Genomic DNA, 23,886 nt, shown 5'->3' with positions numbered 1-23,886 from the left:
CGTCCGCAGGGGCCGGGTGCCTGTCCGTGCCGGGGCGGGGCAACTGCACCCACCAGGCCGACGCCTCGGTGCGCGAGCCGATAGCGGTCCGGAGCCCGCTGACCCGGTTCCGTTTCCGGTTCCCGCCGAGGTTCCCGCCGTACGGTTTCATCACCGTGGACCGACCCCGAGCGACCCGCCCCCGGCACCCGTCAGCGCGGCAGCATCGCCCAGGACTTGGTGCCTGCGTGCGGTGGGAGTGCGTCGCTGACATCCCACTCCCCGCCCCAGTCGTCCACCACCGCCGCCAGCAGCCACAGCGCCCGTCTGCGCCGCGCCTCGCAGAGCGTCACGGAGCCAGGGTCGAGATGGTGCGGGTGCTGGTCCCAGACGACCACGCGAAGCGCGTTGTCCCGGTGCCGCACGGAGACGTAGAGCTCCCGGCCAGGGGTCATGGCCGCGGTGACACCGACGAGTTCGGCGAGCACGAGCGCGGCCGGCCAGATGTACGCAGTGAGCCCGTAGGCCCGCAGCGATGCGGTGACCGCGTTGCGCCCGATCGCCGCGCTCCGCGGATCACCGGGAAGAGTGAAGCTGAGCGCGAGCCCGCGCTCGGAGCGACGCTTCGGATACGGGGGCGAGTGCGGGTACGGGTCGGGCGAAGGTTCCTCGATCGCTACCGGGCAGAGCGCGGCGCGCGGAGATTGCATGACTGACTCCCCTTGTACGGGTGACGAGTTGGCGGTCTCTTTCGCGTCGATGCGCACAGATGGCTCCTGCGCTGCGGGATGAGCAGTGGCTTGTCTCCCTGGCGCGGGCCGCCCCTCCCAGGGCAGGAGGTTGCGGGCAGGACCGCGCGATGCACTTCCAGCTCGCCGCAGCGTGAGCAGTGCGTTACTGACTGTAGAGAGTGAGGGGTCATATTGGCCACCCAATTCCGTAAATTTGACTCCTAACGTGGCCCACGGCGCCTTTTGCACGGCAGACTTCGAACCGAAGTTCACGGAAGGACTGACATGGCAGCGCGAACGTCACCGACCGAACGCCAGCGACGTCTGGGGAGCGAGCTCCGAAAGATGCGCGTCACCGCCGACGTCTCTGCCGAGACAGCGGCCCGACTGCTCGGTGTCGACCGCTCCAGGCTCTCCAACATCGAACAAGGCCTCCGGGCGATCAGCGAGGACCGGCTGCGCACGCTCGCGGAAGCCTGTGGCTGCCCGGATACCGCATATGTGAATGCCCTGGCCGACATGGCACGTCCCGCACAGCGCGGTTGGTGGGATCAATACCGGCCGACGCTCCCCAGCGGGCTTCTGGACATCGCCGAGTTGGAAGCCCACGCGCTGCGCATGCGGACAACCCACTCGGTCCACATCCCCGGGATCCTCCAGACCAGTGACCACGCCCTCGCTGTCTTCCGCGTCGTTGTTCCCACGCTTCAGGATCACGAGGTCGCCCTGCGCCTGGCCCACCGCATGGAGCGGCAGCAGGTCTTGGAGGGCGTGTCAGCGCCGGAGTACCTCGGCGTCATCCATGAGGCGGCGCTTCGCATGCAGTTCGGCGGACGAAAGGTGGCGCGCGCCCAACTTGAACATCTCCTCGTCATGTCGGAACGCCGTAACATCACCCTGCGCGTCACCCCGTTCGAGGCGGGTGCCTTCCCCGGCGCTGGACAGACCGTGAACTACACCGAAGGCCCCGTCCCCCAGCTGGACACGGTGCAGGTTGACAGCACCCATGGACCCGAATTCCTCTGCGGGGAAGCACAACTGGCCAAGTACCGTTCACATTTCGACTGGATGGAACGGATCGCTCTGCCCGCCGAGCAGTCACGGGATTTCATCCACGGCATCGCATGCCACCTTTGAAGGGAGTCTCCGTGCACGGCATCACATGGGAAGAACCGTTCTGTGGTGAGGGAGCCAGTTGCTACCGGCTCGGGACGGACGATCAGGGCAACAGCTACATCTCTGTCACCGGCGCGGAAACCCACTTCCTCACCGACAGCCGCGAGGCGCTCCAGCAAATGATCCGCGACATCAAGGCCGGCAAGGCGGACCACCTGCTGTGATGCCACAGGGCCCGTCTTCGCGACGTGATCGCGTAGACGGGCTCTTGGCCTCGTCCGTCGGCCTGCCCGCGCTCGTGATACCCGCCCGGCGCCCCAAGGGCGGCCTGCCGCTCGCCATCCAGGTCATCGGCCCGGCATTCCGAAGGCGGACCACGCCAACGGCATCATCTGGTCGGATCCGTCCCGGCCGGCTCCCTCAGAACCGTCGGGACGGGTCCCGTTCTCAGATCCGCGCCCTCACGCGGATGCGCTCAGTTGATCGTCCACTGCTGAAGCGCGGAACCGGCGTTCGCTTGCTGCGTCACCAGCGCCCCGGCGGACGTCGAGGCGGTCGTGAGCACCAGCCCGCTGCGCTCGTTCGTGATCGAGTAGGCACCGCTCGCCAACTGCGTCACGTTCCACAACTGGTTGCTGCTGCCGACGCAGGTCCACTGATCGATCGCGGCGCCCGCGTTCGATCCGCCGCCCTCGACGTCGACACAGAGTCCGGACAGGACGTTGACGATCTCGTAGGAGCCGTCGGGCTGCTGCGCGAACGTCCACTTCTCGTTCGAGCTGCTCGAAGGCGTCCAGGTGTTGAGCTGGACCCCGGGTGACGTGCTGCCGTCAGGGTTGTTGAGCGCCATGCCACTCGCGGTCAGAGTGTGGGTGGTGCCGTTGAGGTTGGGGGCGACGGCCCAGCTGAAGGTGGCCGAGCCGCTCGCCCTGCCCGAGGTGGCTGTGATTGCGACGTTCGAGGATCCAGCGGTGGTCGGTGTGCCGGTGATCAGTCCGGTGGAGCTGATCACCAGTCCGGCCGGGAGACCGGTCGCTGAGTAGCGGAGCTTCCGACCCATCGAGTCGGTCGCGTTGACCTGGACCGATACGGCGGTACCGACCGTGGTGGTCTGCGCGCCGGGGGTGTAGGCGCTGACCCTCTCCGGGCCCGGGACCGGGCCGGCCTCGGTCAGCGTCAGGGTCTGCTCGGCGGCGGAACCCGTGCCGCCGACAGTGGCGCCGGTGTGGTCGGTCCAACTGCGGGTCGGGGTGGTCTCGGCATGCCGACCGGGCTGCGAGGACATGCCCAGCACCAGTTGGCTGTAGCGGTTGACCAGCCGGTAGCTGCCGGTCCGCGTGCCGGTGCGAGCATTGGTGTCGGCGATGACGAACCACTCCTGGCCGACGGTGGGACCGCTCTTGCCGATCGTCGTGGCGGTGGGCTCGGTGCCCCAGGCCCGGGTGGAGGTCGAACTGGTGCCGACGCCCAGAGCCTGGCGGGTGGCGGCGTTGACGATCTGGTACGAGCCGTCGCCGTTGCTGACGAACGACCAGTCCTGCAACTCGGACCGGCGTCCGGCGGTCTGAGAGGTGGTGGTCGAACTTCCGGAGACCTGGGCGAGCACCCGTCCGGTGCCGCTGCTGATGCGGTAGGTCTTCGCCGGGTCGACCGGGGAGGCGGCGGGCCGGGAGGAGCTGATGGTGACGTTGGAGTACTCGCCGTCGGAGGTCGCGCAGGCGATGGAGCAGTATGAGCGGAAGGACTTGCCGACGATGGTGGAGCTGGTCTTGTTGGCGCTGTCGATGAACCAGCGGTACCAGGAGTCGGACTTCTGGCTGCCCGAGGTGCCGATCAGGCTCCACTTCTGGGTGGCCAGGTTCGAGGTGGCGTAGAACTGCTGCGGCTGCGGCGTGCTGGCGTTCACCACCTCGGGCTCGCCGATGTACAGGCCGAGGTAGGCGTCATAGGTGATGTTCATGATGAACAGCGGTGACTTGGACGGCAGTTCGCCGGCCGCCACCTGCTGGTCGACGGTCCCGGTGTTCTTCGGGTCGTAGTCGTGCGCCACCGGGGTGTAGCCGGTCGGGTCGGCCGCGGTGACCGGCTCCATGTTGCTTTCCTTGCCGCCCACGCCGGACTGCGACCAGGAGCCGTCGTACCACTTCTCCCAAGTGCCGGTCGCCATCTTGCCGGAGATGGGTGCGCGGGCGACATGGGCCAGGCCGTCGGTGCTGCCGCCGACGCCGCCCTTGGGCACGATCCGCGAACCGTAGTAGAGGTAGAAGTAGCCCGAGGCGGTGTCGGCATACAGCCGCGGGTCGCCGTCACCGTAGTCGTAGGTCTGGTTCGGGAAGGCCGTGGTGTCGTCGCGGGTGGTGCTGTAGGGCGAGGTGATCGCGTGGCCCTCGATGGTCCACACCTTGCCCTGGTCGGTGGAGACGGCGTAGTCGATGGCGTCGTAGTGCAGGCCGTCGCCGAAGGGTTTCGGGGTGAATTCGTTGTGGACCAGGCCGTACCAGTCTCCGGTGTCCGGGTCCACCCATATGCCGGTCAGGTCGCAGTAGTTGGCCTGCGAGTAGCCCGAGCCGGCCGCCGCGGTGGCCTCCAGGCCGGTGGGGCTGTTGTTGCAGCGCCAGGTCGTGTCGTTGTTGGTGTCTTCGGCGTTGGCGGGGTTGACCGCGTTGTTGAGTGTGTCGTCCGCGGTGGCGGTGTCGGAGTCGGTCCCGGTGTAGAAGGTCCACTGCCGGGGGTCGGTCGCGCCGTACAGCGAGTGAGCGGACTGGAGGTGGAACGTGCCGTCCTTGTCGATGTAGCCGCTGGCCGGGGTGTCGTCGGGGTAGGCGTAGGTGCCGGCCGAGCCGATGGACACGGTGTAGCCGGCGCCTGAGGGGGCCGCTGACGCTGTGGTCGGCGCGACCGCGCCGACCAGGAGAAGTGGGACGGTCGCGGTTATGGCCGCGAGCGCCTTTCGGAAGTTTGGCACGGGGGTCCCTTCTGTCGGGCGTGGTGTTCCGGCGGTGCGGGCAGCGGCCGGTCGGTGACGACCGGCTGGCCGGTGAGGTCTGTCGCTGCTGGGCTGTCGGCGTCGGTAACTCGCCTGGTGTGGCGCTCCTGCGTGGACGTGCGTGTCAGCCTTCCGACATCCGGAAATCGTAGGCTCGCGGGACCGGTTGCTCGGGGTGGACGGCGAGCCACAGGGCGTCGAGGGACACCTCTCCCTCGCGCATGTTGTCCACGTGGATCCCCTCCGCCAGCAGCTCTCTCACCCGGTCGTCGGCGCCGGTCGCGTGTGCTGCTCTCGCCTCGGCCAGCCTGATTCGCCCGTGCTCGCGGTCGGCCGCGGGAAGGGCGCTGATGGTCCGCAGGGCCTCGGCGGGTCGGTGGGCACGCAGCAGCGCGTCCAGTACCTCGATCGTCAGTTCCCGAAGATCGGGGCGGAGCAGGTGCGCCTGGACCAGCAGGTCGGCGGCGTCGCCCGGCGACTCGGTGAGGAAGGCCAGAGCACGCAGGGCCCAGGGCGTGGCCAGCAGTTCGAGCGAGCATTTCCACGCGTCGCGGGCGGCTTCCTTCTCCCCGTCGGCCAGCCGGACCAGGCCGAGGTGGTAGAAGGCGTGCCAGTCACGGGCACCGGCCTCCAGCAGGTCGCGCCAGCGCCCACCGGTGACCGGGGCGGCCGGAGGATCGGAAGCCGGCAGGGTGCCGGTGGTGAGCAGGTCCCGCCAGGGCTGCTGCTCGGCGTCGGGAGTGCCGAAGGGCAGCAGCGGTGAGTCGGGCAGTGAGCCGGCCTCGATCTCCAGAGCAGCCCAGCCGGAGCCGGTGGCGAGTGCCTCCTCAGGGGCGCCGAACTCGGCAGCCAGGGCCTGGGCCCGGGCCAGCGCCGAGGCGGGCAGCAACCGGTCCAGCGCATCGGCCGCGCCGGCCCTGGCCTGTTCCCAACTTCCGTGCACCGCCTGCGGATCAACCGTCAGCAGGCCATAGCCCTCGGTCCAGGACCAGCTGGCGCGGCCTGGCATCGGCACGTGTTCGAGCTGGGTCCGGGCCAGCCCGGCCTGGATCTCCAGATAGGCGTGACCAGGGCCTGAGAGCCACTCCTGCCAGTGCCGGCCGCCGGTCGAGTTGCCCCAGCAGAACAGCTTCCTGCCGCGCAGCCGGTCGGTGGAGGTCTGGACGAGGCCGGTGCCGCTGCCGTCCAGGGCGGCGATCCAGCGGCGTTCGCCCTCCGGCAGGTCCAGGAAGTAATCCGCCGCGTGCGCGACCCGGCCCGGGTAGCTCCGGTCCGCCCCGTCGACCTGTGGGAACCCGACACGCGTGAGGTCACTGGTGTAGTCGCAGTGGAAGGCGTGGTCGGCCGGGGCGATCACACGCACGTCCGTGTCCTGGGGCACGGCGATGTTCGACCACCAGTAGACCGGAGTCTCCTGCTCCGCCGGGTTGTCCACGGTGACGGTGACGTACAGCATCGGGGAGCCGGACGGCAGCCAGGCGTCCAGGCGCAGTGTGAGTCGGCGCAGTCGCTCGAACGCGTACATCCGCAGCACCGGCGTGCCGTCCGGCGCGGTCACCCGCGCCGCGTGCAGTGGCTCGCAGGTCAGCGGCCAGTGCCCGGTGGTGCCCAGGTTCCATTCCACCCCTCCCGCCAGCCAGGCGTCGCGCAGGGCGAGGTTGGCCGGCTGGAGGATCGGGTTGCGGTGCAGCAGTTCGCGGCCGGTGGGCCGGTGGACCAGTGACCACAGCCGTCCCCCGAGCGAGGGCAGGAAGGTCGCGGTGAGGGTCTCGTTCTCCAGGACGACGGCGGGCAGGTCGCGCTCGGAGCGCACCCGGTCGTACTCGCCTTGCGGGGTGTAGGGAAGCAGTGTGTACGGGGTGCCGTAGGCCAGGTTGCGCCGCATCTCCTCGTCGAAGCCGACGCCCTGGACGGTCTGCGGGGACAGTCCGCGCAGGATCGGCAGCACGCCGCCGACCGGGTCCGGAGCTCCTTCGATCCGAAGGTTCTCGTTGCGCAGCGTCGAGCTCATTTACCGATCCCTACGGTCATGCCCTGGATGATGCGCGTCCCCAGCCAGGAAAACAGGGCGAGCATCGGGGCGAGGATGATGCAGACGCCGGCGAACATGGTGCCGTAGTCCAGGCCGTTGAACTGCTGGGTGGCGGCGAACTCCTGGAGCGCCACCGAGAGCGTGATCTTGTCGTGACTGTTGGTCAGGACCAGGGCGAACAGCGTCTCGTTCCAGGAGCTGATGAACTGGAGCAGGAACGCCGTGATCAGCCCGCCCCGGGCGACCGGGAGCACCACCGAGACGAAGGAGCGCAGGGGGCCCGCGCCGTCGATGACGGCGGCTTCTTCGAGGATTGCGGGGATGCCGGCGAAGAAGCCGGTCAGCAGGAACACCGTGAAGGGCATGGCCAGACCGACGTAGACCATGGCCAGGCCGAAGTCGCTGTTGGTCAGGTTCACGTGGGCCAGACCGACGAAGAGCGGCACCACCAGCACCTGGCCGGGGACGCCGAGGCCCATGGCGAAGGTCATGGTCAGTGCGGAGGAGGTCTTCGAGCGGCGGCGGGCCAGTGCGTAGGCGCACGGGGCGGCGAGGGCGACTGCGACGGCCGAGGAGCAGAGAGCGACGACCACGCTGTTGATCGCGGCCTGCCCGAACCCCCCCTGCTCCAGGGCGACGCCGTACTGCCCGAAGTGGGGGTGGGTGGGCAGTCCGAAGGGGTGGTTCAGCACGTCCGGGCCGGGACGCAGGGAGGTCAGGAAGATCCAGAGGACCAGGAGCAGGTCGGCTGCCACGACGACCCAGACCAGGGCTGTGCCGATCCGCATCGCCGGACCCGGTGATCGTTGTCTGCTTTGCACGTGTCGTGCCTTTCTCGGTGCTTGTGCTCGATCGGGGTCAGTACTCGATCGGGTCGCGGCGCATCAGCCGTCGTAGGACGAGGGTGACTACGGTGACCATCAGCAGGCTGACGATCGCGGCGGCGGTGGCGGTCCCCAGCCTGGGAATGGTTGCCTGAGGGAATGCCTCGGCGTACACGTACAGGGCGGTGTTCCAGCTCTGGGCCGGCGGGTACCCGCCGCCGCTGCTGCCACCGAACAGCAGGATGAGTTCGAAGATCTTCACCGAGCTGACCGTCCACAGCACCGCGCATACCGAGATGACGTCCCAGGCGCAGGGCAGCGTGATGTGGCGGAAGCGCTGGAAGGCGTTGGCGCCGTCGAGTTCGGCGGCCTCGTACAGGTAGGGCGGGATCTGGTCGACCGCGGCCATGATGATCGAGGTGTAGTAGCCGGTGGCGGTCCACACCAGGGTGCCGATGATCATCGGTATCAGGTTGTCGGACGAGAGCCACTGCGGCGGGGTGGTCACTCCGACGAAACGCAGTGCCTGGTTGACCGGACCGGAGGGGGAGAACAGGAATCCGGCGGCGATGCCGAAGACCATGCCGTTGATCAGGGAGGGGAAGAAGAGCACGGAGCGGGCGAAGAGCTTGGCCCGCATCTCGCGCAGCACCAGGGTCAGCGCGAAGCTGATCACGAAGGTGATCGAGCCCCCGATGAACATCAGCTCGAGGGTGTTCGTCAGCGACGTGCGGAAGACCGGGTCCTCGAACAACTGCTGGTAGTTGCGCAAGCCGCGCCACTGCATCGGGCTCATCCCGTCCCACTTGTACAAGCTGGTCCAGAACGCGAAGCCGACCGGGGCGAGGAACAGGACGGCGTAGGCGATCAGCGCGGGCAGGGTGAACGGCCAGAACATCCGCCGACGCTGGCGCTCGTAGGCCCCCGGGCGGGACCTGCCGGTACGGGGGACCGCTTCCCGGACGCCAGGGGTCCGGGAAGGGGAGTCGATCACGGTCGCCACGGCTCAGCCCTGCGACTTCCAGTAGGAGATCTGCGCAGCCTTGCACTTCGCCACGAACTGCGCCGGGGTCAGCCGCCCATGCCACATGTTCAGGTAGTTCTGGTCCAGGACCTCCGGCGACCAGTTCCCGGCGAGGCTGTCGAAGGGCTGCCGCACGGTCGGGGAGGTCAGCTGCTGCTGCGAGGTCGCCAACTGCGGCGGGGCCGGGATGTCGGCACGCGGAGTGATATTGAGCGCGGTCGTCGTTATGCCCGACATCTCCTGCTTCTGCATGAAGAAGGCGATGAACCTCTCCGCCGCGGAGACGTTCTTGGCTCGCTTCGGGATCGAGAAGCCGAACAGCGTGGCGTCGGGCACCTGCGCGCCCGGCGGCAGCATCGAGGCCATCTTCCAGCTCGCCGGGACCTCCTTGGCCACCTCGGAGGTCACATAGTCGCCGTCCATGTAGAACGCGGCCTTGCCGTTTGCCCAGTTGGTCTCCTGCGCCGGGTACTTGGTCGCGGTGTAGCCCGGGATCACGTAGCCGCCGGTGACCAGCTGGTCGACCTCCTGGGCCGCCTTGAGCACAGCCGGGTTGTCCCACGACGCACCGGTCTTGTCCGAGGCCAGGGTGTTGAAGTTGACCCGCTGAGCGTTCAGCAGATAGTCGAAGTAGAGCTCATTGGTCCAGGAGTCAGCGCCCTCGGAGGCGATACACGCCATCCCCTTGGCCTTGAGCTCGGCGCACACGCTGAGCAGACCCGCCCAGGTGGTCGGCACGGTCGGCATGGCGGCCTTGATGACCGGGTCGGCCGCGTTGTAGAACATGCCGGTGGAGGCGACCTCGTAGGGGATCAGATAAGTGTCCGAGCCGGCCGGGTCCTTCGGCTCCATGGCGAAGTACTTCGCCGGGATGACGCTGCCGACCGTCGTGTCCTCTCCGGGGACCTTCATCTTCAGCACCGGGGACAGATCCAGGGCCTGGCCCGCCGAGGCCTCCGTGCCGTAAATCGTGGAGTCGGCCCCGTCCCACAGATCCGGGGCCTGGTTGGCCGCGATCGAGGGGCCGATCTTCGTCGAGATGCCCCGGCCCACCCAGTCGACGTTCACCTTGATACCGGTCTGCGCGGTGAACCGCGCGATCGCGGCCTTGAGCACCCGCGCCTGCGGCTCGCTGGACTGCCACATCGACCAGTAGGTGAAGCTGCCCGCACTCTTCGCCCCAGCACTGTCGTCCGAGCTCCCGGCACAGGCGCTCACTCCCAGCACAAGTGCCGCTGCCGTCGCCACCTCGACGACCCGGGTGGCTCTCTTACTCCTGGTGCGCATGGGTGTTTCCTTCCAAGGGGGGCGTCAACACGCCGAAGTGGACGGCGGACCCTCGGGCTCGGGGGCGCTCGTCGGGTCGGAACAGTACGGCGCATTTGACCGCTAAAACAAGAGGATGCATCGAAGTTCAGTTTCTGACTGGCAGTCATCCACTGGGATCGACGATCACGTCGGGCGGCGACGGGCCGCTCTCCGGCCCACCGGGCGCTTGCTCGTAGCCGGCCGGCTCCAGATCGTAGGTTTTGTGCGACGTATGACCGTGTTTCAGATATCTGAACCCATCGCCGCTTCCATGCGACTGGACGATCCGGCTGACATGGAGCCGCCTTGACGGAGTCCGAGCGCAGAGCTAGTCTCCAGCTCAATTCATTTGATCGGTAAAAGGCGAGGAATTCGAATGGCGACGATGCGGGAGGTGGCGGAGCTCGCCGGGGTCACCAAGCAGACCGTCTCGAACGTGGTCACCGGTCGCGTCCCGGTGCGGCCGGAGACGGCGGCGCGGGTGCGCTCGGCCATCGAGGAACTCGGGTACACCCCGAACCTGGTGGCCCGTTCGCTGGCGACCGGCACCACGAAGACGGTCGGCCTGTTCGTCCCGACCGTGGTCAAGCCCTTCTACTCGGAGATCGTGGAGGAGGTCGAGGATGTCCTGGAGCAGCACGGTTATCACCTGCTGCTGTGCACCACCCGGCTCGACGGCGAGCGCGCCCGGCGACACCTGGCGGGTCTGTCCAGCCGCTCCGTCGACGCGCTGCTGATCGCCGGCGATCGCGACCTGATCGACCACCTGCCACTGCTGGCGGACGCTCGTTTCCCGGTGGCGCTGTGCGCCTGGGAGAGCGAGGCGCCTGGCGACTTCCCGGTGGTCACCATCGACTACGAGCAAGCCGGCTACCTGGCCGGACGCCATCTGCGCCAGCTCGGACACGAGCGGGTGGCCGTCCTGGCCAGCCTGCCCGCCCACGCATCCCGGGTGGAAGGCTTCCGGCGCGCCTTCGCCCGCGACGGACTGACCGTTCCGGACTCCTCGGTGTTCGTCCCGTCGGAGCCGACGCTCGCCGGTAGCGCCGCCGCCGCGCGCGCGGCACTCGCCGCTGACCCCGCGCTGACCGCGATCTTCGCCACTCACCTCAGCCACGGCGTACTGGAGGCCGCGACGCAGGCCGGACTCTCGGTCCCAGACGACTTGTCGGTGATCGGGCACGACGACCTGCAGGGGAGTTGGCGTGCGCGCAAGGCGCTCACCGAAGTCGTCTTCCCCAAGCAGGAGATGGCCCGGCAGGCGACCGAACTGCTGTTGCGCTCGATCACCGAGCGAGCGGCACCCACCAACTCGCTCCAGATGCTCAGGCCGACGCTGATCGTGCGGGAAAGCACCGGCCCGGCCACCGGCACGCCGGCCGCCGATGCCGGACTCGCGACCGATGCCTGACTCGCGACAGCGACGCGCGTACCCGCCCTCCTGAAAGGGCACCTCCGCTGGAGGATGTGCAGAGCGCTCGACTCGCCGATCCCTGGCTCAGCCGTGGGGCCGTGCCACCGCCGCACGCACCGCGCGCACCTTCACTCCGCCGTTCGGGGCCGGGACAGCTGGTGCTGTGACCGGAAAGGTTTGCCGGGAAGCTCGCGGCGTCCGGTGCGGTGCATCGCAAGGCGGAGCATCGCCCGCGTACTGGATGTACTCGGGTGATGCGACAACGCGGCGAGGTGCCGTGCCGGGCGGCGCGAGCCGGTGAACCCTTCCGGTCACAGCACTGGCCCACTCAAGGCCGTCCACCACGGCCCCGTCGGCGTGCCCGGGCGCTGAGAACCGGTGGAGCTCGGGCCCGCCCGGCGGGACAGACCCCGACGGGATGCCGCCCGGCCGCCCGGGCCTCGGCACGGGTCGGCTTGATCTGCGGCGGCCTGGCGATCACTTGCGCCACATCGGCGCACGGTCCGCACCCGAGCCGGCTCCTTGCCATGGCCCGGATCGCAGGCTCCGCGGGAGCGAGATCCGAGACCTGTCAGTCCGACACCGATCCGCAAGACCCGATTTCCGTCGAACACGAGCGAAAGCGAAGTTCTCCATGAAGCGAGCGCAGACCGATCCGATCGGGCATGAGGTTCCGCGCACTCCGGCAACCGAGGACGACCTGTGCCTCACCGCCCCCATCGACTTGTGGCACGACGCGATTCCGCTCGGCAACGGTCTGATGGGCGGCCTGTTGTGGGGCGGACACAACTCCCTGCGTCTCTCCCTGGACCGCGGTGACCTCTGGGACGAACGCACCACGGGCGAGAGCGCATGGTGGCAGAAGCACCCGTGGCGGAGCCTGGAGGACGACGGGGATCCGTGGAGCCAGTACTACGAAGGCGTCACGCCGACGAAACTTCCGGCCGGTTTCCTGGAGTTGACACTCGACCAGGCCGCGACGGTCCGGTCCTTCGAACTGAGCCTGGCTGCGGCCGAGGGCACGGCAACGCTCAGCGACGGCACGGCAGCGCGTGCCTTCTTCAGCGCGAACGAACCCGTGGCCATGCTTCGAATTCCCGGTGATCCGCCGCAGGCAATGCGGCTTCGCCCGGCCGGCACAACCGAGGAATGCGGCGAAACCGGTCCGCAGAGCGGAGGTGCGGTGGCCGCTCTCGGCTACCCGCCGGCCGACCTCGGGCAGACGGATGACATGCAGTGGTACGTGCAGGAGGCCGCGGACGGTTTCCGCTACTGCGCGTGCGTCGCCACCCAGCGGGCAGCCGGAGAGACCTTGCTGGCAGTGGCCGTCACCTCCACCCATGACTGCGCGCCGGGCGAAGACCTCCTGGCATTGGCCAAGTCGCGCTGCCACGATGCCCTGAAGCGGGGCTACGCCGAGATATTTGCCGAGCATGTTGCCTGGTGGCGTGAGTTCTGGGACCGATCGTCCATCGAGGTCCCTGATCCGCACATCCGGCGCGCCCACCGATTCGCCCGCTACCTCTACGGAGCGGGCTCGCGCCCCGACGCACCGCCGATGCCTCTGCAAGGCGTCTGGACCGCCGACAACGGCGGCCTCCCGCCGTGGAAGGGCGACTACCACAACGACCTCAACACCCAGTTGACGTACTTGGCCTACCAGGAGGCCGGGAACTTCGAGTCGGGGCTCAGCTACCTCGAATTCCTCTGGAAGCTGGCGCCCACGTTCCGCCGGTTCGCCAGGGACTTCTATGGTACCGACGGTCTGGCGACCCCCGGCGTGATGTCGCTCTCCGGACAACCGCTGGGCGGATGGGGCCAGTACACGATGTCCCCGACGATGAGTGCATGGAACGCCCACCTGTTCTATCTCCACTGGCGCTATACCGACGACGACAGCTTCCTGACGGACCGTGCCTATCCGTGGTGCAGCGAAGTAGGCCGGTGTCTGCGAGAGTTGCTCAAGCCTGATGCCGAGGGTGTTCTCGTCCTCCCCAGATCCTCCTCGCCGGAGATCTTCGACAACGGCCCGCTCGCCTGGCTCAGGCCCAACAGCAACTACGACCTCATGTGCCTGAGGACGCTGTTCCTGTCGCTGACCGAAATGGCCGAAGCGCAGAACCTGACATCCGAAGCGAGCAGTTGGGCGCGTGCAGCCGCGGAGCTGGGTGATTTCCATACCGCCGCCGACGGCGAACTTCTCCTGGATGCCTGCACGCCGCTTCGCGAGAGCCACCGGCACCTCTCGCACCTGATCGGTATCTATCCCTTCAATCTGATCACCGTCGACGGCGACGCCCAGGACCAAGAGCGCATCCGCGCCTCGCTCGCCGCATGGGACGAGCTGGGAACCGGCGAATGGTGCGGCTACACCTGGGCCTGGATGAGCTGCCTGCGCGCGCGCACCGGGGACGCCGAGCAGGCCGTGCGCCATCTCGATGTGTTCACCCGCGCCTTCGTCTCACGGAATGGCTTCCATCTCAATGGCGACCAGTCCGGCGAAGGATTCTCGAACCTCACCTACCAACCCTTCACCCTCGAAGGCAACTTCGCCGCTATGCAGGCCGTCCAGGAACTTCTTCTGCAGAGCTGGAGTCCGACTCCCGGAGTGCGCGACACGGAGGTCATCCGTCTGTTCCCCGCCGTCCCGTGGCGCTGGCACGACGCGAGCTTCAGGGACCTGCGGGCAGAGGGTGGCCATCGGGTGTCGGCCGAGCGCGCGAACAACTCCACCGTGTGGTTCAAGGTGGTGGCCGGCAAGGACGGCCTCGTACGCATCCGCGACAACTTCGACGGGCGTGCACCGAGATGGGCCACCGCCGACGTCAGGAAGGTCGGCCGAAACTTCGAGGTGCGGCTGAGCAAGGGCGACGTACTCGAAGCCACCCTGGACGCGCCTGCTCAGCTCCCTCCGGAGCCGTCCGACGCAGCCCCCCCGGTCGTGGTCGGCGGTGTCGGCAACTCCCCCGAGCAAGCGAGGTAAAGGAGCTTCCGGTCGGGGTCGCAGCTCTCGCGAAGGCGGTATTCGGTGCCGACCCCAGTGCAGCCCGCGCACGCAGGGGATCACCGGGCTGGAGTCGGTGCGCTGCCGGCCGCCGGCCTTGACCAGGGCCCGCGCCCTCCGACCGGGCAAGCATGGGGTCGAGCACCGAAGTGGTGGTGACGAAGGAGCACGATCGCTCTCACGCCGTAGGAAGCCGGGGAAGTGCCGCCGCCCGCGGTACGACGCGAAACGCCGGACCGGGGGCACCGACTCGAATGCGAACCGAGCCGCTGCCGGCAGCCGGCCAATCCGTGGAGGCTACGTGTTCCGTGCGTCGGCGTACTTGTCCAGTTCGCGCATCGCCTCGGCGTGGGCGCTCATCCGGATACTCATACTGCCGCTCGTGAAGAGCGCCACGCCAACGACCGACACCGGCACGGACAACCCGAGCACAGCCAGGACTTCAGGCCAGTCGCGTTCATTCTGACACCAATCCCCCCTCTGTAGACCGTCGTTGGCCGTACCACGTTCGGTCAACAACCGTGACTCGCACTCCGCGGGGTAACGGTCGTCGGGCTCCTCATCGACCTTGTACGGCGTGAGCAGCAACAGGGCACACCATGTCCACTGGAGCGTCGCCACAGCCAACAGACCGATACCCCAGGCACGTATTCGCCCGGCCCTGTCGCGGAAGTCGAGGTCGTACTCACGTGATCGCATGGCGGACGAATCTAGCAGCGGACCCTACATCTGTAGGGTCTCGCGGCGCACGTCATAGCGCGTCGCGCTGACCAGCTGTTTCTCGAGTTGTCGCAGTGGCCAGGGGCTCTCGTCCCAGGGCGGGTGGCATTTCCTCACGACCGCCTTGGCGCTCATGACGGACGGGCGGCGACGTGCTGGCGGGCGGTCCTCCAGACCTCTTCGAATTCCTTGGAGGTGAGCGGCAGCGGATCGTGACCCTCCCACTCGGAGACGGGCAGTTCGGCAGTGATCCCGAATCTGCTGTCGTACTCGTCGAGGCGGCCTGCGTCATGGGCTCGCTGCCATTCTTCGAGGGAGGCAGCCGCAATCGGCGTCAGGTCAGGTCCTTCGAGCTCGACCTGGCGGATCACCCAGCCTTCGGCATCGACCTCGAAGTAGAACCAGGTGTCTTCCTCGTCCCAGTAGCAGCGCATCCATGTGGTCACCAGCCAATGGTCCCAGGCGGTGCTCTGTCCGCTCACCGAGGCGCTGTCAGAGCCGTGGTGGAGGATCACGCCATGCTGATTGCAACCAATGCGGCTGGGCGAGTGACGAAGACGCCCTCGAAGCCAGCAATAGGCAGGATGCTGGCGAACCTCCATCGTGGGAACGCGCATCTGATCCTGGAGAACATGGGGAAGGACATCGAGGACAGCTGGTACATCCAGGTGCTGCTGTGCGACGACAACACGTACCAACTCGAGTTCCGGGACGGCGTAGCGGCCGAGCACTATCAGACGCGGACCATCTCCCAGGAGAAGATCCTGACCGCCTTGCTCGGCTGGGCTGCCGGCAGGACGGACTGGAGAAGCGACTTCATGTGGAACAACATCGGCTCGGAATGCGCGGACTGAGGGCTTGCCCCCTCGATGCGTAGTGGCACTGCGCGTTGCCGCGTCCGAACCATGCTCGAAGATGGGGGTGTGCTGCCCTACGTCTATCGCGTCACCAAGTACGACCCCGCCGACCGTGATGAACACGGCCACTACACCGGCGCCGAGAACACGGTCAGCGACCACGGCCAGGTCGAGGGTGCCTACCTTCAAGCAATCGAGGCGTTCGCCGCGGACACCGGCATCGAGCGCCTGGCGGTGCGCGAGCCGCATCTCCCGGTGCCATTCGTGAACTTCGGGCTGGAGCCACCGATGGACGGCTTCGGGCTGGACGGTGTCTTCCCGACCGGGCCGGACGGTTTCCACGATGGTGCGGAGGTGTCGGTCGGCACCGCGATGGATCTTGTACGGGTCATGCTGCGCGACGGTGGCGCCTGGTGTCGGCTGGAAGTGGAGGACACCTTCGCCGTGCACGTGGGCTGGGACCAGTACATGTACATCGGCAGCAGTCGGCCCTGCGAAACCGCAGTGGCCCGGACCCGCGCGCTCGGGTTGTTCCCAGAGCGGATCGACGCCTCGCCGTACGACTTCGAAGCCGAGGGCGAAGGTCCCCAGAGGCCGGCCGACGACGAATTCTGGGGTCAGTTGCGCTGGTCGATGGCGGGGACCAACGCCAGGGTCCTGGAAGAGCAGTCCGCCTACAACTCCGGGCGATGGCACCGCCTCACCCCCGACAACATCGACACGATCCGCGCCGGGCTCGCTCCCCGAGCCCGGCTGGCTGCATCACCGGCCGGGTGACCCTGATCGCCGATTTCTTGGTCACTTTCGTGGACATCGGCGGCTTCGAAGCGGTGATCAATATCCCCGAGCTGTCATGGCGCCCCTTCAACCATCCCTCCGAGGTCGTTGCCGTCGGCCAGGAGATCAGCGCCGAAATTCTCGACGTCGACCCGATCCGCGAACGGGTGTCACTGTCACTCAAGGCCCTGCACGAAGACCCGATGCCACTGCTCGCCGGGCAGATCGGCCAGACCGTCATCGGCCGCGTCACCAAGCTCGTACCGTTCGGCGTGTTCGTACGCATCGAAGAGAAGGAGAACGGCTTCGAGGGGCTGGTGCACAACACCGAACTGAGCGACGGGCACCCGAACCATCCGCAGTCGGCCGTCCACGTCGGCGACGCACTCCACTTCCTGTGCAGCCAAGGTGCCAGCGCAGCGAACGCAGGCGGGATCGATCACGGGTCTGGCCACCCGGATAGATGACGCTCCGACCTGCGAGTCTCACGGCGGCGGCACAAATGCCGCCGCCGTGCAGAATTCGCTGAGATTATGCAGCGAATTTTGAGACCCTACAGGCCCTGTTGTCCTTTGCCATCCAATCGAGGCGTTTGACAGCGAACTCAGCCGTTTCGGCTTGTGTGACAGGGAACCTAGTCGTGCTGGCCGGTTCCAGGGCCTGGTCCGGCGGGGATGCTGATGACCGCCTGGAGTCCGCCGCTGCGGCTCTGCCCCAGGTGGAGGGAGCCGTAATGGAGGCGGGCCTGTTGCTCGACGAGGGCTAGGCCGAGCCCGGAGCCCGGTGCGTGGGTACGTGAGCCGCGGGCGAAGCGCTCTTTCATGGTGTGGCGCTGGTCGGGTGGGATGCCGGGGCCGTCGTCGCTGACGGTGATCCGGGCCAGGCCACTGTGGCGGGAAAGCTGAATGTCGACGACACCGTCAGGCCGGCCGTGAAGAGCGGCGTTGTCGAGGAGGTTGTCGATGGCGAGTCGTAGTCCGGTTGGCCAGCCCTGAATCGTCACCGGGGAAGCGGGCGCCATGCGGTAGGTGACGCTGGTGTGTCGGCGGGTGGCGTGGTGGGCGGCTTCGGTCACCAGGGCGGACAGGTCGACGGCGGTGCGCTCCGGCAGGGCGTGGGCGTCGCCGCGGGCGAGGGCCTGGAGGCCGGTGAGGAGCCTGGTGAGGCGCTGGTGCTCGGCCTGCATCGCTTCCAGGGCCCGGGTGCGTTGCGGTTCGGGGAGGTCTGGGTTGCGTTGGAGGGTCTCCAGGGTCATGCCGAGCGTGGTGAGGGGGGTGCGTAGTTCGTGTCCGGCGTCGGCGGTGAAGCGGCGGGTGGCTTCCATGCTGGTGCGGAGTTGGTCGAGCATGGTGTTCAGGGCGTGGGAGAGGTCGGCTACTTCCTGGGGCCGGTCGACGGCGGGAAGGGCGGGCCCGGTGACGTCGGCGCTGACGGCCAGGGCTCCGGTGCGCAGCCGTTGCAGAGGGTGGAACAGGAACCGGGTGATCAGCCAGGTGCCGACGGCGGTGACGACGGCGGCGATGAGGGTGATTGCGGCGACGATGGCGATGTTGTCACCGCGGCGGCGTTGGAGGTCGTCGATGTCTTGGAGGACTTCGACCCTGTCCCCGGTGTTGTTCAGGGGCTGGGTCAGGGAGCGCCAGGTTTGTCCGTCGCCCTGGATCGTGGCGTAGCCGTCCCGCTCAGGCACGGGCAGCGGGAAGGGTGGGCTCTCTCCGCGCTCAGCAACGACCTGTCCGTTCGAGATCAGGCGCACCAGGCTCTGGCTGCCGGTCAGCAGTCCCCCGTAGTCGTCCTGGCCGTGGTCACCTTCTTGGTGGTCGCCTTGGTCGAGGAGCTTGTCGGCGTCCTGCTGGACCTTCTCGGCCCGTGCGGCGAGCTGCCGGTCGACGTCGCTGCGTTCGCGGTGGTCGATCCGGGCGACGATGACCAGGCCGGCGAGCGCGACCACCACGGTGACCAGGAGCGCGAGCGCCGCGGTGATCCGGGAGCGCAGGCTGCGCGGGGCGAGCTTCACGATCCGGCCCGCAGCGTGAAGCCGATTCCGCGCACCGTCTGCAGGATGCGGGGGCTGCCGTCGGCCTCGAGTTTCTTGCGCAGGTAGCCGATGAAGACGTCGACCACGTTGGTGTCGACGTCCCAGGTGTAGCCCCACACCTGCTCCAGCAGCTGGGCGCGGGAGAGGACCTGTCCGGGCCGGTGCGCGAGCGCGAGCAGCAGGTCGAACTCGCGGGCGGTCAGCTGGAGGTCCCGCCCGGTGCGGGAGGCGGTACGGCGGGCGGGTTCGATGGTGACGTCGCCGATGACCAGTGGCCGCTCAGCGGTCGATGCGTGCAGACGGACCATGGCGTGCAGGCGGGCGGCGAGCTCGGCGATGGAGAACGGCTTGACGACGTAGTCGTCCGCGCCCGCCGCGAGCCCGGCGACCCGGTCGTCGACCTCGTCGCGCGCGGAGAGCATGCACACCGGCAGCGTCCGGCCATCGGCCCGTAGCCGGCGCACCACGTCGACTCCGGACAGGCCCGGCATGGTGACGTCCAGCACGACCACTGACGGCGGTCGCAACTCGACCTGGTCCAGTGCGCTCTCGCCGTCCTCGGCGAGACGGACGGTGAAGCCCTCCAGGCCCAACCCCAGATCGAGGGCCTGGCGTACGCCCGGGTCGTCGTCCACGACCAGCACCTCGGGGTTGCGGCCTGCTCCTGCCATCTGCTGTACCTCGGTCCTTCGCCACTGCCCCGGTCACCAGGGCCTGCCAAGGTCAAGGATCGGCTGCAAAGCACAAAGAAGCCTAAGAACCACGCGGCCCGGGTTCGCGGAAATCCCTGCTCCTATCCGCCATCGCCGCAGGTCACCCCCTATCTTCCGGCACAGGAGTCACCTGGCAGGGGCGGCCTTCTTAGAGCTGCCACAAAGAGCGCGGTCAGGGTGAACACCACACCCGCCGCACCGCGGCTGACAGTGCTCCACGCCGAAGGACTTCTGTGATGACGCTCTCCACCGCTCCACCTCGCGGGCATCGCAAGCCGCCCGCGACACGTCGCCGACGGGGCTTCACCCTGGGCGATCCGCTGGGCGCCCTGGCAATCCTGTCCGTGGTGGCCGTCGTCGCCCTGTGGGTGATGAACCAGGGCGGCCCGCTCAGCCTCACCACCCCAGACCGGGCCATGGGCTCACTCGGCCTGCTCACCGGCCTGCTGGCCTCCGATCTGATGATCCTCCAGGTCGTTCTCCTGGCGCGGATCCCCTGGGTTGAGCGCTCCTGGGGTCACGACCTGCTCACCCGTCGCCATCGCTGGATCGGCTTCGCTTCGTTCTGGCTGATGATCGCTCACGTCGTCCTGTTCGCCGTCGAACGGGCGGTGCGCGAACCCGACGCGATGCTGGATGCACTGATCCGGGTGTTCATCACCGACTCGTGGATGCTGTTCGCCACCGTCGGCACCATCCTGCTGATCATGGTGGTGGTCACTTCGATCCGCGCTGCCCGCCGCAAGCTGCGCTACGAGTCCTGGCACCTGCTGCACCTGTACTCCTACGCCGGGATCGCCGCGACGTTCCCGCACACGTTCGCCGACGGCGCCGACTTCCACGAGACCTGGACCCGCATTTACTGGTGGTGCCTGTACGGCTTCGCGTTCGCCGTCACCCTGCTGTACCGCATCGCCCTGCCCGCCTGGCGCTCCCTCCGCCACCGCCTGCGTGTGGACTCCGTGATCACTGAGGCACCCGGGACGGTGTCGATCACGCTCAAGGGCCATCGTCTGGACAAGATGAAGACCGCCTCCGGCCAGTTCTTCATCTGGCGCTTCCTGGACGGCCCCGGCTGGTCCCGCGGCAACCCCTACACCCTTTCTGCTGCCCCGACGGCTGACCAGCTGCGCATCACCATCAAGGCCGCCGGCGACGGCAGCGCACGCGCTGCCCGGCTCACCCCCGGCACCCGCGCCCTGATCGAAGGTCCCTATGGCACCCTCACCGCCCGACAGCGCACCCAGCCCCGCATGATCCTCATCGCCGCCGGCATCGGTATTACCCCCATGCGTGCCCTGCTCGAAGACGCCGGCTACGCGCCCGGCGAGGCCACCCTCATCTACCGCTACACCGAGGATCAGCACGCCGTGTTCGCCGACGAGCTGCGGGCGATTGCCGCCGACCGCGGCGTCGAGCTGATCTTCCTGCCGGGACCGCGCCGCGCCGACACCTCCTGGCAGGCCGCAGGACCGGCCCACCTCGGTGACGACGCCCAAGTCCTCAAGAACCTCGTCCCCGATATCGCGCACTGCGACATCTACGTCTGCGGCCCGCCCGCCTGGATCACCGCCGTACGCAAAGCCGCCCGCGGCGCAGGCGCCCATCGCGACAACGTCCACACCGAAGAGTTCGCCTGGTAGCCACGCACTCCACCAGCGACCCATCCGACCAGTAGGAGACCGACATGCGACGCATCACCATATGGATCACCGCCACCCTCGCCGTGGCAGCCCTACTCTTCGCCTTCCAGCTCAACCAGTCCGGCACCACCGGCAAATCCGGAGACGACGGCAACCACACCGAACCTGGCGCCACAGCCCCTGCCAGCCCCGGCCAAGACCAGGCCAAGCCCGGCGACGACACCCCAGGCGACGGCGAACACGTCGGAAAGCCCGGCGAGAACAAGTAGAACAGCATCAAGTTCGAACGGATCTACACGCGCGGCATGAACCCCACGCCAGGACTCGGATACGACCGTGAGACACCTGACTGGTGCATAGGCACCGCGCGCCCCGCGTTGACGTTGACAGCGAAGTTGGTCCGTGCAGGTCAGAGCCTCCTGCCGGACTAACTTCGCTGTCAACGGACACCTGTGTCCGCGAGTCCGGTCAGGAAGCGTTGCCGCGCGGGAAGGAGACCTCCACGCGCCGGTTCTTCTTCCGGCCCTCTTCCGTGCCGTTGTCGGCGATCGGGTACTGCTCGCCGTAACCACGGATCTCGAAGGTGATCGTCGATCCGAGCGATTCGACCAGGACTCCATGCACCGCATCCGCGCGCTGCTTGGACAGGACGTCGCCGTGTGCGGACGACCCGAGGTTGTCGGTGAAGCCGAATACGCGCACCTTCGTGGCGTTCTGCTTCTTGATCTCGGCTGCGACCGCCGCGATACGGGACTTGGCCGCCGAGCTCAGCTTCGCGCTGTCCTTGCCGAAGAGGACCTCGGCCTGGAGGGCGAACTTGATGCTGGCGTTGCTGTCCTCGCGGCGCTCCTCGCCGCCCTGGTCCTCGACGACCTGGATGATGTCGAGGACTTTGGCCGGCGCGAGCGTGGCACCCTCGGCCATCTTGAGGTCGGGGTCGTTGGGGTCCACCTTGACGGGCGGCACCGACGACGCCTCGGTGCCGGGCGGCACGCTGGGACCGTCGTCGGCGACAGCCTGCGATGCCCCCAGGACCGTGACGCTTGCCATCAGCAAAGTGGCCGCGATGACGTGGCCCGCGAGGCGCGGTGGCCTGCGGCGGATTCGGGTGTGGGTCATGTCTGCCATCACCCGGAGATCTTCAGCGAGGTGGTGGCGAAGGTCGGCAGCATGAAGTCGACCTCGGTCGTCGTGCTGGGCGGCGCGGGGAACTGCATGAACACAGCTGTCGACTTGCCGGGCTGAAGCGGCAGAATTCCTGTCGTGCACAGGCAGCGGTTCTCGGTATCCCTGAGAACGTAGTAGCGCTTTTTACCGACCTTGTCGATCAGCGCTGCCCCAGCAACCGAGTTGGGGTTCTGCGGGACAATTCCTGCCTCCGAACCGGCCCAGCCCCCGCTGGGCTGGTTCGTATCGCTCCCATTCTTGATCTCACCTTGCACGGTGACAAAGCCACCCGAGTCACGCTTCACCTGATTGATGATGAGCGTGACGCCGTTCTGTCCCCTCGCCTCGGCCAGCTTCACATTCGGGTCCACATTGTCCCCAGCGGCGGTGTCTTCCTGTTTTGCCCCCTTGTCTCCGTCGGAGGACTTGGAAGGCGTTGAGGACGACTCAGAACCCGGGTCCTTCGTCTCTCCACCGCCGTCGTCAGCACCGCACCCGGTGACGGCCAGGGCCAGTGCCGCTGCCAGCGAGACAGCTGCCACAACCCTTCGGGGTTTGGTGGTGCGCCGAATGCTCATGGGTTCTGATTCCTTTACTCGTCGTTCGCTGTCAGTCAGTCGTCGATCAGGTGCACGTCGAAGAGAATCTTGCTCACCTGGGACCAGGGAGGGGGGCTGCTCGGCCTGATTTCGAGCATCCCGCCGTTCTTGCACGTGAAGAAGTACACGTCCTGGACACTGTCGTCGTTGAGGTCCACGGACTTCCAGGAACAACGGAACTCGATCACGGCAGTTGCATGAGCTGTCGCAATCTTGCTCTTCGATCCGGGGATCACCGACGAGTCCACCGTTTTGCGGCCCTTCACCCCAACCTTGATCCGGTCTCGATCACCGCCGGGTATCGGCAGGCAGGAGGTGACGTCCGCCTGATTCGCCTCGGCCAGTTGGTAAGCCGCGGAGCACCCATTGACGGCGTGAGCCTTAAGGAACAGGTCCAACATGCTCTCGGGGAGCGAGGCCAGGAACGGGGCCTCGAAATCCTCACGAGCTTGCTGGGCGGCAGCCAGCGCGGCGGCATCCGCAGCACCCTGAGCACCATTACGCAAGGCCGAGGCCTTGCCGACAGCAAAGAACGCCACAGCGAGAAAGAGCAGGCCCGCCACCATCACTACGTAGATGGGGAAGGCCTGCCCTGAGTCGCGGCGTCGACGACCAATCATCAGCCCGAGGTGATGGAGTTCACCAGGCCGGTGATGCGCGTCGAGATCGCACCACCGATACCCGTGGCCACGATCGCGCCGATGATCGCCACGACCACCAGGATGATGCCCAGGTACTCGAACGCCGTCTGTCCGCGGTCCTTGGCCTCGTAACGCTTCTGGATCGCGCTGACCGCGGTGTTGGCCCAGCCGTTGACGCGGACGGCGGTCTTCAGGGTGATGTTCGACATGGTGTTCCCCTCCGGGTTCGGCCGACCGGTAGCCGGCCGACTCGCACGTTTCTCTGGTGCCACCCGTGGTACCGGCTTCCTCCTGGCCGGTGCCGCTGGCGACA

General features: G+C 67.6%; 23 protein-coding genes. 9 read left to right on the top strand and 14 right to left on the bottom strand.

Going from position 1 to position 23,886, the window contains the following annotated elements:
- Nucleotides 1-191: 191 nt before the first annotated feature.
- A complete protein-coding gene (locus ACFVXE_RS17860) occupies nt 192-689 on the bottom strand; it encodes an ATP-binding protein (RefSeq protein WP_389672083.1) in 498 nt (165 codons plus the stop codon).
- Nucleotides 690-995: 306 nt separating this feature from the next.
- Here ACFVXE_RS17860 and ACFVXE_RS17855 point away from each other — a divergent pair, with 306 nt between their 5' ends.
- Both ACFVXE_RS17855 and ACFVXE_RS17850 read left to right on the top strand, forming a co-directional pair.
- Nucleotides 996-1,847, top strand: coding sequence for a helix-turn-helix domain-containing protein (locus tag ACFVXE_RS17855; protein ID WP_389672082.1), 852 nt, complete (start codon nt 996-998; stop codon nt 1,845-1,847).
- 11 nt (nt 1,848-1,858) lie between these two features.
- Nucleotides 1,859-2,050 carry a hypothetical protein gene (locus ACFVXE_RS17850; RefSeq protein ID WP_389672081.1) on the top strand — a complete coding sequence of 64 codons (192 nt, stop codon included), beginning with the start codon at nt 1,859-1,861 and terminating at the stop codon, nt 2,048-2,050.
- A 251-nt stretch (nt 2,051-2,301) separates the two neighbouring features.
- On the opposite strand, the gene ACFVXE_RS17845 is transcribed toward ACFVXE_RS17850, so the two are convergent.
- The 5 genes from ACFVXE_RS17845 to ACFVXE_RS17825 all read right to left on the bottom strand — a co-directional run bounded on the left by ACFVXE_RS17845 (nt 2,302) and on the right by ACFVXE_RS17825 (nt 9,979).
- Nucleotides 2,302-4,791: an RICIN domain-containing protein gene (locus ACFVXE_RS17845; protein WP_389672080.1), complete on the bottom strand. Its 2,490-nt coding sequence runs from the start codon at nt 4,789-4,791 to the stop codon at nt 2,302-2,304.
- 145 nt (nt 4,792-4,936) lie between these two features.
- The gene (locus ACFVXE_RS17840; RefSeq protein WP_389672079.1) at nt 4,937-6,823 is read right to left on the bottom strand and encodes a DUF5107 domain-containing protein; all 1,887 of its coding nucleotides are present in this window, start codon (nt 6,821-6,823) and stop codon (nt 4,937-4,939) included.
- Entirely contained in the window at nt 6,820-7,632 is an 813-nt protein-coding gene (locus ACFVXE_RS17835) for a carbohydrate ABC transporter permease (RefSeq protein ID WP_389672078.1), read from the bottom strand. Before ACFVXE_RS17835 ends, ACFVXE_RS17840 begins: the two co-directional genes overlap by 4 nt.
- A gap of 70 nt (nt 7,633-7,702) precedes the next feature.
- Nucleotides 7,703-8,566 (bottom strand): carbohydrate ABC transporter permease, encoded by an 864-nt coding sequence (locus ACFVXE_RS17830; protein WP_389672077.1) that lies wholly within the window; start codon nt 8,564-8,566, stop codon nt 7,703-7,705.
- Nucleotides 8,567-8,674: 108 nt separating this feature from the next.
- Nucleotides 8,675-9,979 (bottom strand): ABC transporter substrate-binding protein, encoded by a 1,305-nt coding sequence (locus ACFVXE_RS17825; RefSeq protein WP_389672076.1) that lies wholly within the window; start codon nt 9,977-9,979, stop codon nt 8,675-8,677.
- A gap of 397 nt (nt 9,980-10,376) precedes the next feature.
- On the opposite strand from ACFVXE_RS17825, the gene ACFVXE_RS17820 reads away from it, so the two are divergent.
- On the top strand, nt 10,377-11,411 hold the full coding sequence (locus ACFVXE_RS17820; protein ID WP_389672075.1) for a LacI family DNA-binding transcriptional regulator: 1,035 nt from the start codon (nt 10,377-10,379) through the stop codon (nt 11,409-11,411).
- Between the two features lie 637 nt (nt 11,412-12,048).
- The gene (locus tag ACFVXE_RS17815) at nt 12,049-14,397 is read left to right on the top strand and encodes a hypothetical protein (RefSeq protein WP_389672074.1); all 2,349 of its coding nucleotides are present in this window, start codon (nt 12,049-12,051) and stop codon (nt 14,395-14,397) included.
- Nucleotides 14,398-14,715: 318 nt separating this feature from the next.
- On the opposite strand, the gene ACFVXE_RS17810 is transcribed toward ACFVXE_RS17815, so the two are convergent.
- A complete protein-coding gene (locus tag ACFVXE_RS17810; RefSeq protein WP_389672073.1) occupies nt 14,716-15,117 on the bottom strand; it encodes a hypothetical protein in 402 nt (133 codons plus the stop codon).
- Nucleotides 15,118-15,269: 152 nt separating this feature from the next.
- Nucleotides 15,270-15,572 (bottom strand): hypothetical protein, encoded by a 303-nt coding sequence (locus ACFVXE_RS17805; protein WP_389672129.1) that lies wholly within the window; start codon nt 15,570-15,572, stop codon nt 15,270-15,272.
- 150 nt (nt 15,573-15,722) lie between these two features.
- Here ACFVXE_RS17805 and ACFVXE_RS17800 point away from each other — a divergent pair, with 150 nt between their 5' ends.
- Genes ACFVXE_RS17800 through ACFVXE_RS17790 form a run of 3 tightly spaced genes read left to right on the top strand, consistent with a single transcriptional unit; the run spans nt 15,723 to nt 17,239 of the window.
- Nucleotides 15,723-15,992, top strand: coding sequence for a hypothetical protein (locus tag ACFVXE_RS17800; RefSeq protein WP_389672072.1), 270 nt, complete (start codon nt 15,723-15,725; stop codon nt 15,990-15,992).
- A 51-nt stretch (nt 15,993-16,043) separates the two neighbouring features.
- On the top strand, nt 16,044-16,772 hold the full coding sequence (locus ACFVXE_RS17795; RefSeq protein WP_389672071.1) for an RNA-binding protein: 729 nt from the start codon (nt 16,044-16,046) through the stop codon (nt 16,770-16,772).
- Nucleotides 16,769-17,239 carry a S1 RNA-binding domain-containing protein gene (locus tag ACFVXE_RS17790; protein WP_389672070.1) on the top strand — a complete coding sequence of 157 codons (471 nt, stop codon included), beginning with the start codon at nt 16,769-16,771 and terminating at the stop codon, nt 17,237-17,239. Before ACFVXE_RS17795 ends, ACFVXE_RS17790 begins: the two co-directional genes overlap by 4 nt.
- Nucleotides 17,240-17,406: 167 nt before the next feature.
- Here the strand turns inward: ACFVXE_RS17790 and ACFVXE_RS17785 are convergent, their stop codons facing one another.
- Both ACFVXE_RS17785 and ACFVXE_RS17780 read right to left on the bottom strand, forming a co-directional pair.
- Complete coding sequence (locus tag ACFVXE_RS17785; protein ID WP_389672069.1) at nt 17,407-18,789, bottom strand: ATP-binding protein; 1,383 nt, start codon at nt 18,787-18,789, stop codon at nt 17,407-17,409.
- Nucleotides 18,786-19,481, bottom strand: coding sequence for a response regulator transcription factor (locus ACFVXE_RS17780; RefSeq protein WP_389672068.1), 696 nt, complete (start codon nt 19,479-19,481; stop codon nt 18,786-18,788). The genes ACFVXE_RS17785 and ACFVXE_RS17780 overlap by 4 nt, the downstream gene beginning before the upstream one ends.
- A gap of 278 nt (nt 19,482-19,759) precedes the next feature.
- Here ACFVXE_RS17780 and ACFVXE_RS17775 point away from each other — a divergent pair, with 278 nt between their 5' ends.
- On the top strand, nt 19,760-21,166 hold the full coding sequence (locus ACFVXE_RS17775; RefSeq protein WP_389672067.1) for a ferric reductase-like transmembrane domain-containing protein: 1,407 nt from the start codon (nt 19,760-19,762) through the stop codon (nt 21,164-21,166).
- Between the two features lie 44 nt (nt 21,167-21,210).
- Entirely contained in the window at nt 21,211-21,435 is a 225-nt protein-coding gene (locus ACFVXE_RS17770) for a hypothetical protein (RefSeq protein WP_383934052.1), read from the top strand.
- A 199-nt stretch (nt 21,436-21,634) separates the two neighbouring features.
- Here ACFVXE_RS17770 and ACFVXE_RS17765 read toward each other — a convergent pair whose 3' ends face one another.
- From ACFVXE_RS17765 to ACFVXE_RS17750, 4 genes are read right to left on the bottom strand one after another with little or no spacing between them, the layout of a single operon-like run.
- The gene (locus tag ACFVXE_RS17765; RefSeq protein WP_389672066.1) at nt 21,635-22,294 is read right to left on the bottom strand and encodes an OmpA family protein; all 660 of its coding nucleotides are present in this window, start codon (nt 22,292-22,294) and stop codon (nt 21,635-21,637) included.
- Nucleotides 22,294-22,911 carry a hypothetical protein gene (locus ACFVXE_RS17760; protein WP_389672065.1) on the bottom strand — a complete coding sequence of 206 codons (618 nt, stop codon included), beginning with the start codon at nt 22,909-22,911 and terminating at the stop codon, nt 22,294-22,296. Before ACFVXE_RS17760 ends, ACFVXE_RS17765 begins: the two co-directional genes overlap by 1 nt.
- Nucleotides 22,912-22,946: 35 nt before the next feature.
- Nucleotides 22,947-23,552: a pilus assembly protein TadG-related protein gene (locus ACFVXE_RS17755; RefSeq protein ID WP_389672064.1), complete on the bottom strand. Its 606-nt coding sequence runs from the start codon at nt 23,550-23,552 to the stop codon at nt 22,947-22,949.
- Entirely contained in the window at nt 23,552-23,782 is a 231-nt protein-coding gene (locus tag ACFVXE_RS17750; RefSeq protein ID WP_389672063.1) for a hypothetical protein, read from the bottom strand. The genes ACFVXE_RS17755 and ACFVXE_RS17750 overlap by 1 nt, the downstream gene beginning before the upstream one ends.
- Nucleotides 23,783-23,886: the final 104 nt, after the last annotated feature.

Source organism: Streptomyces sp. NPDC058231 (assembly GCF_042882275.1).
Taxonomy (GTDB): domain Bacteria; phylum Actinomycetota; class Actinomycetes; order Streptomycetales; family Streptomycetaceae; genus Streptomyces.
Note: the sequence above shows the minus strand (reverse complement) of the source record. Positions and strands in the feature narration are given on the sequence as shown.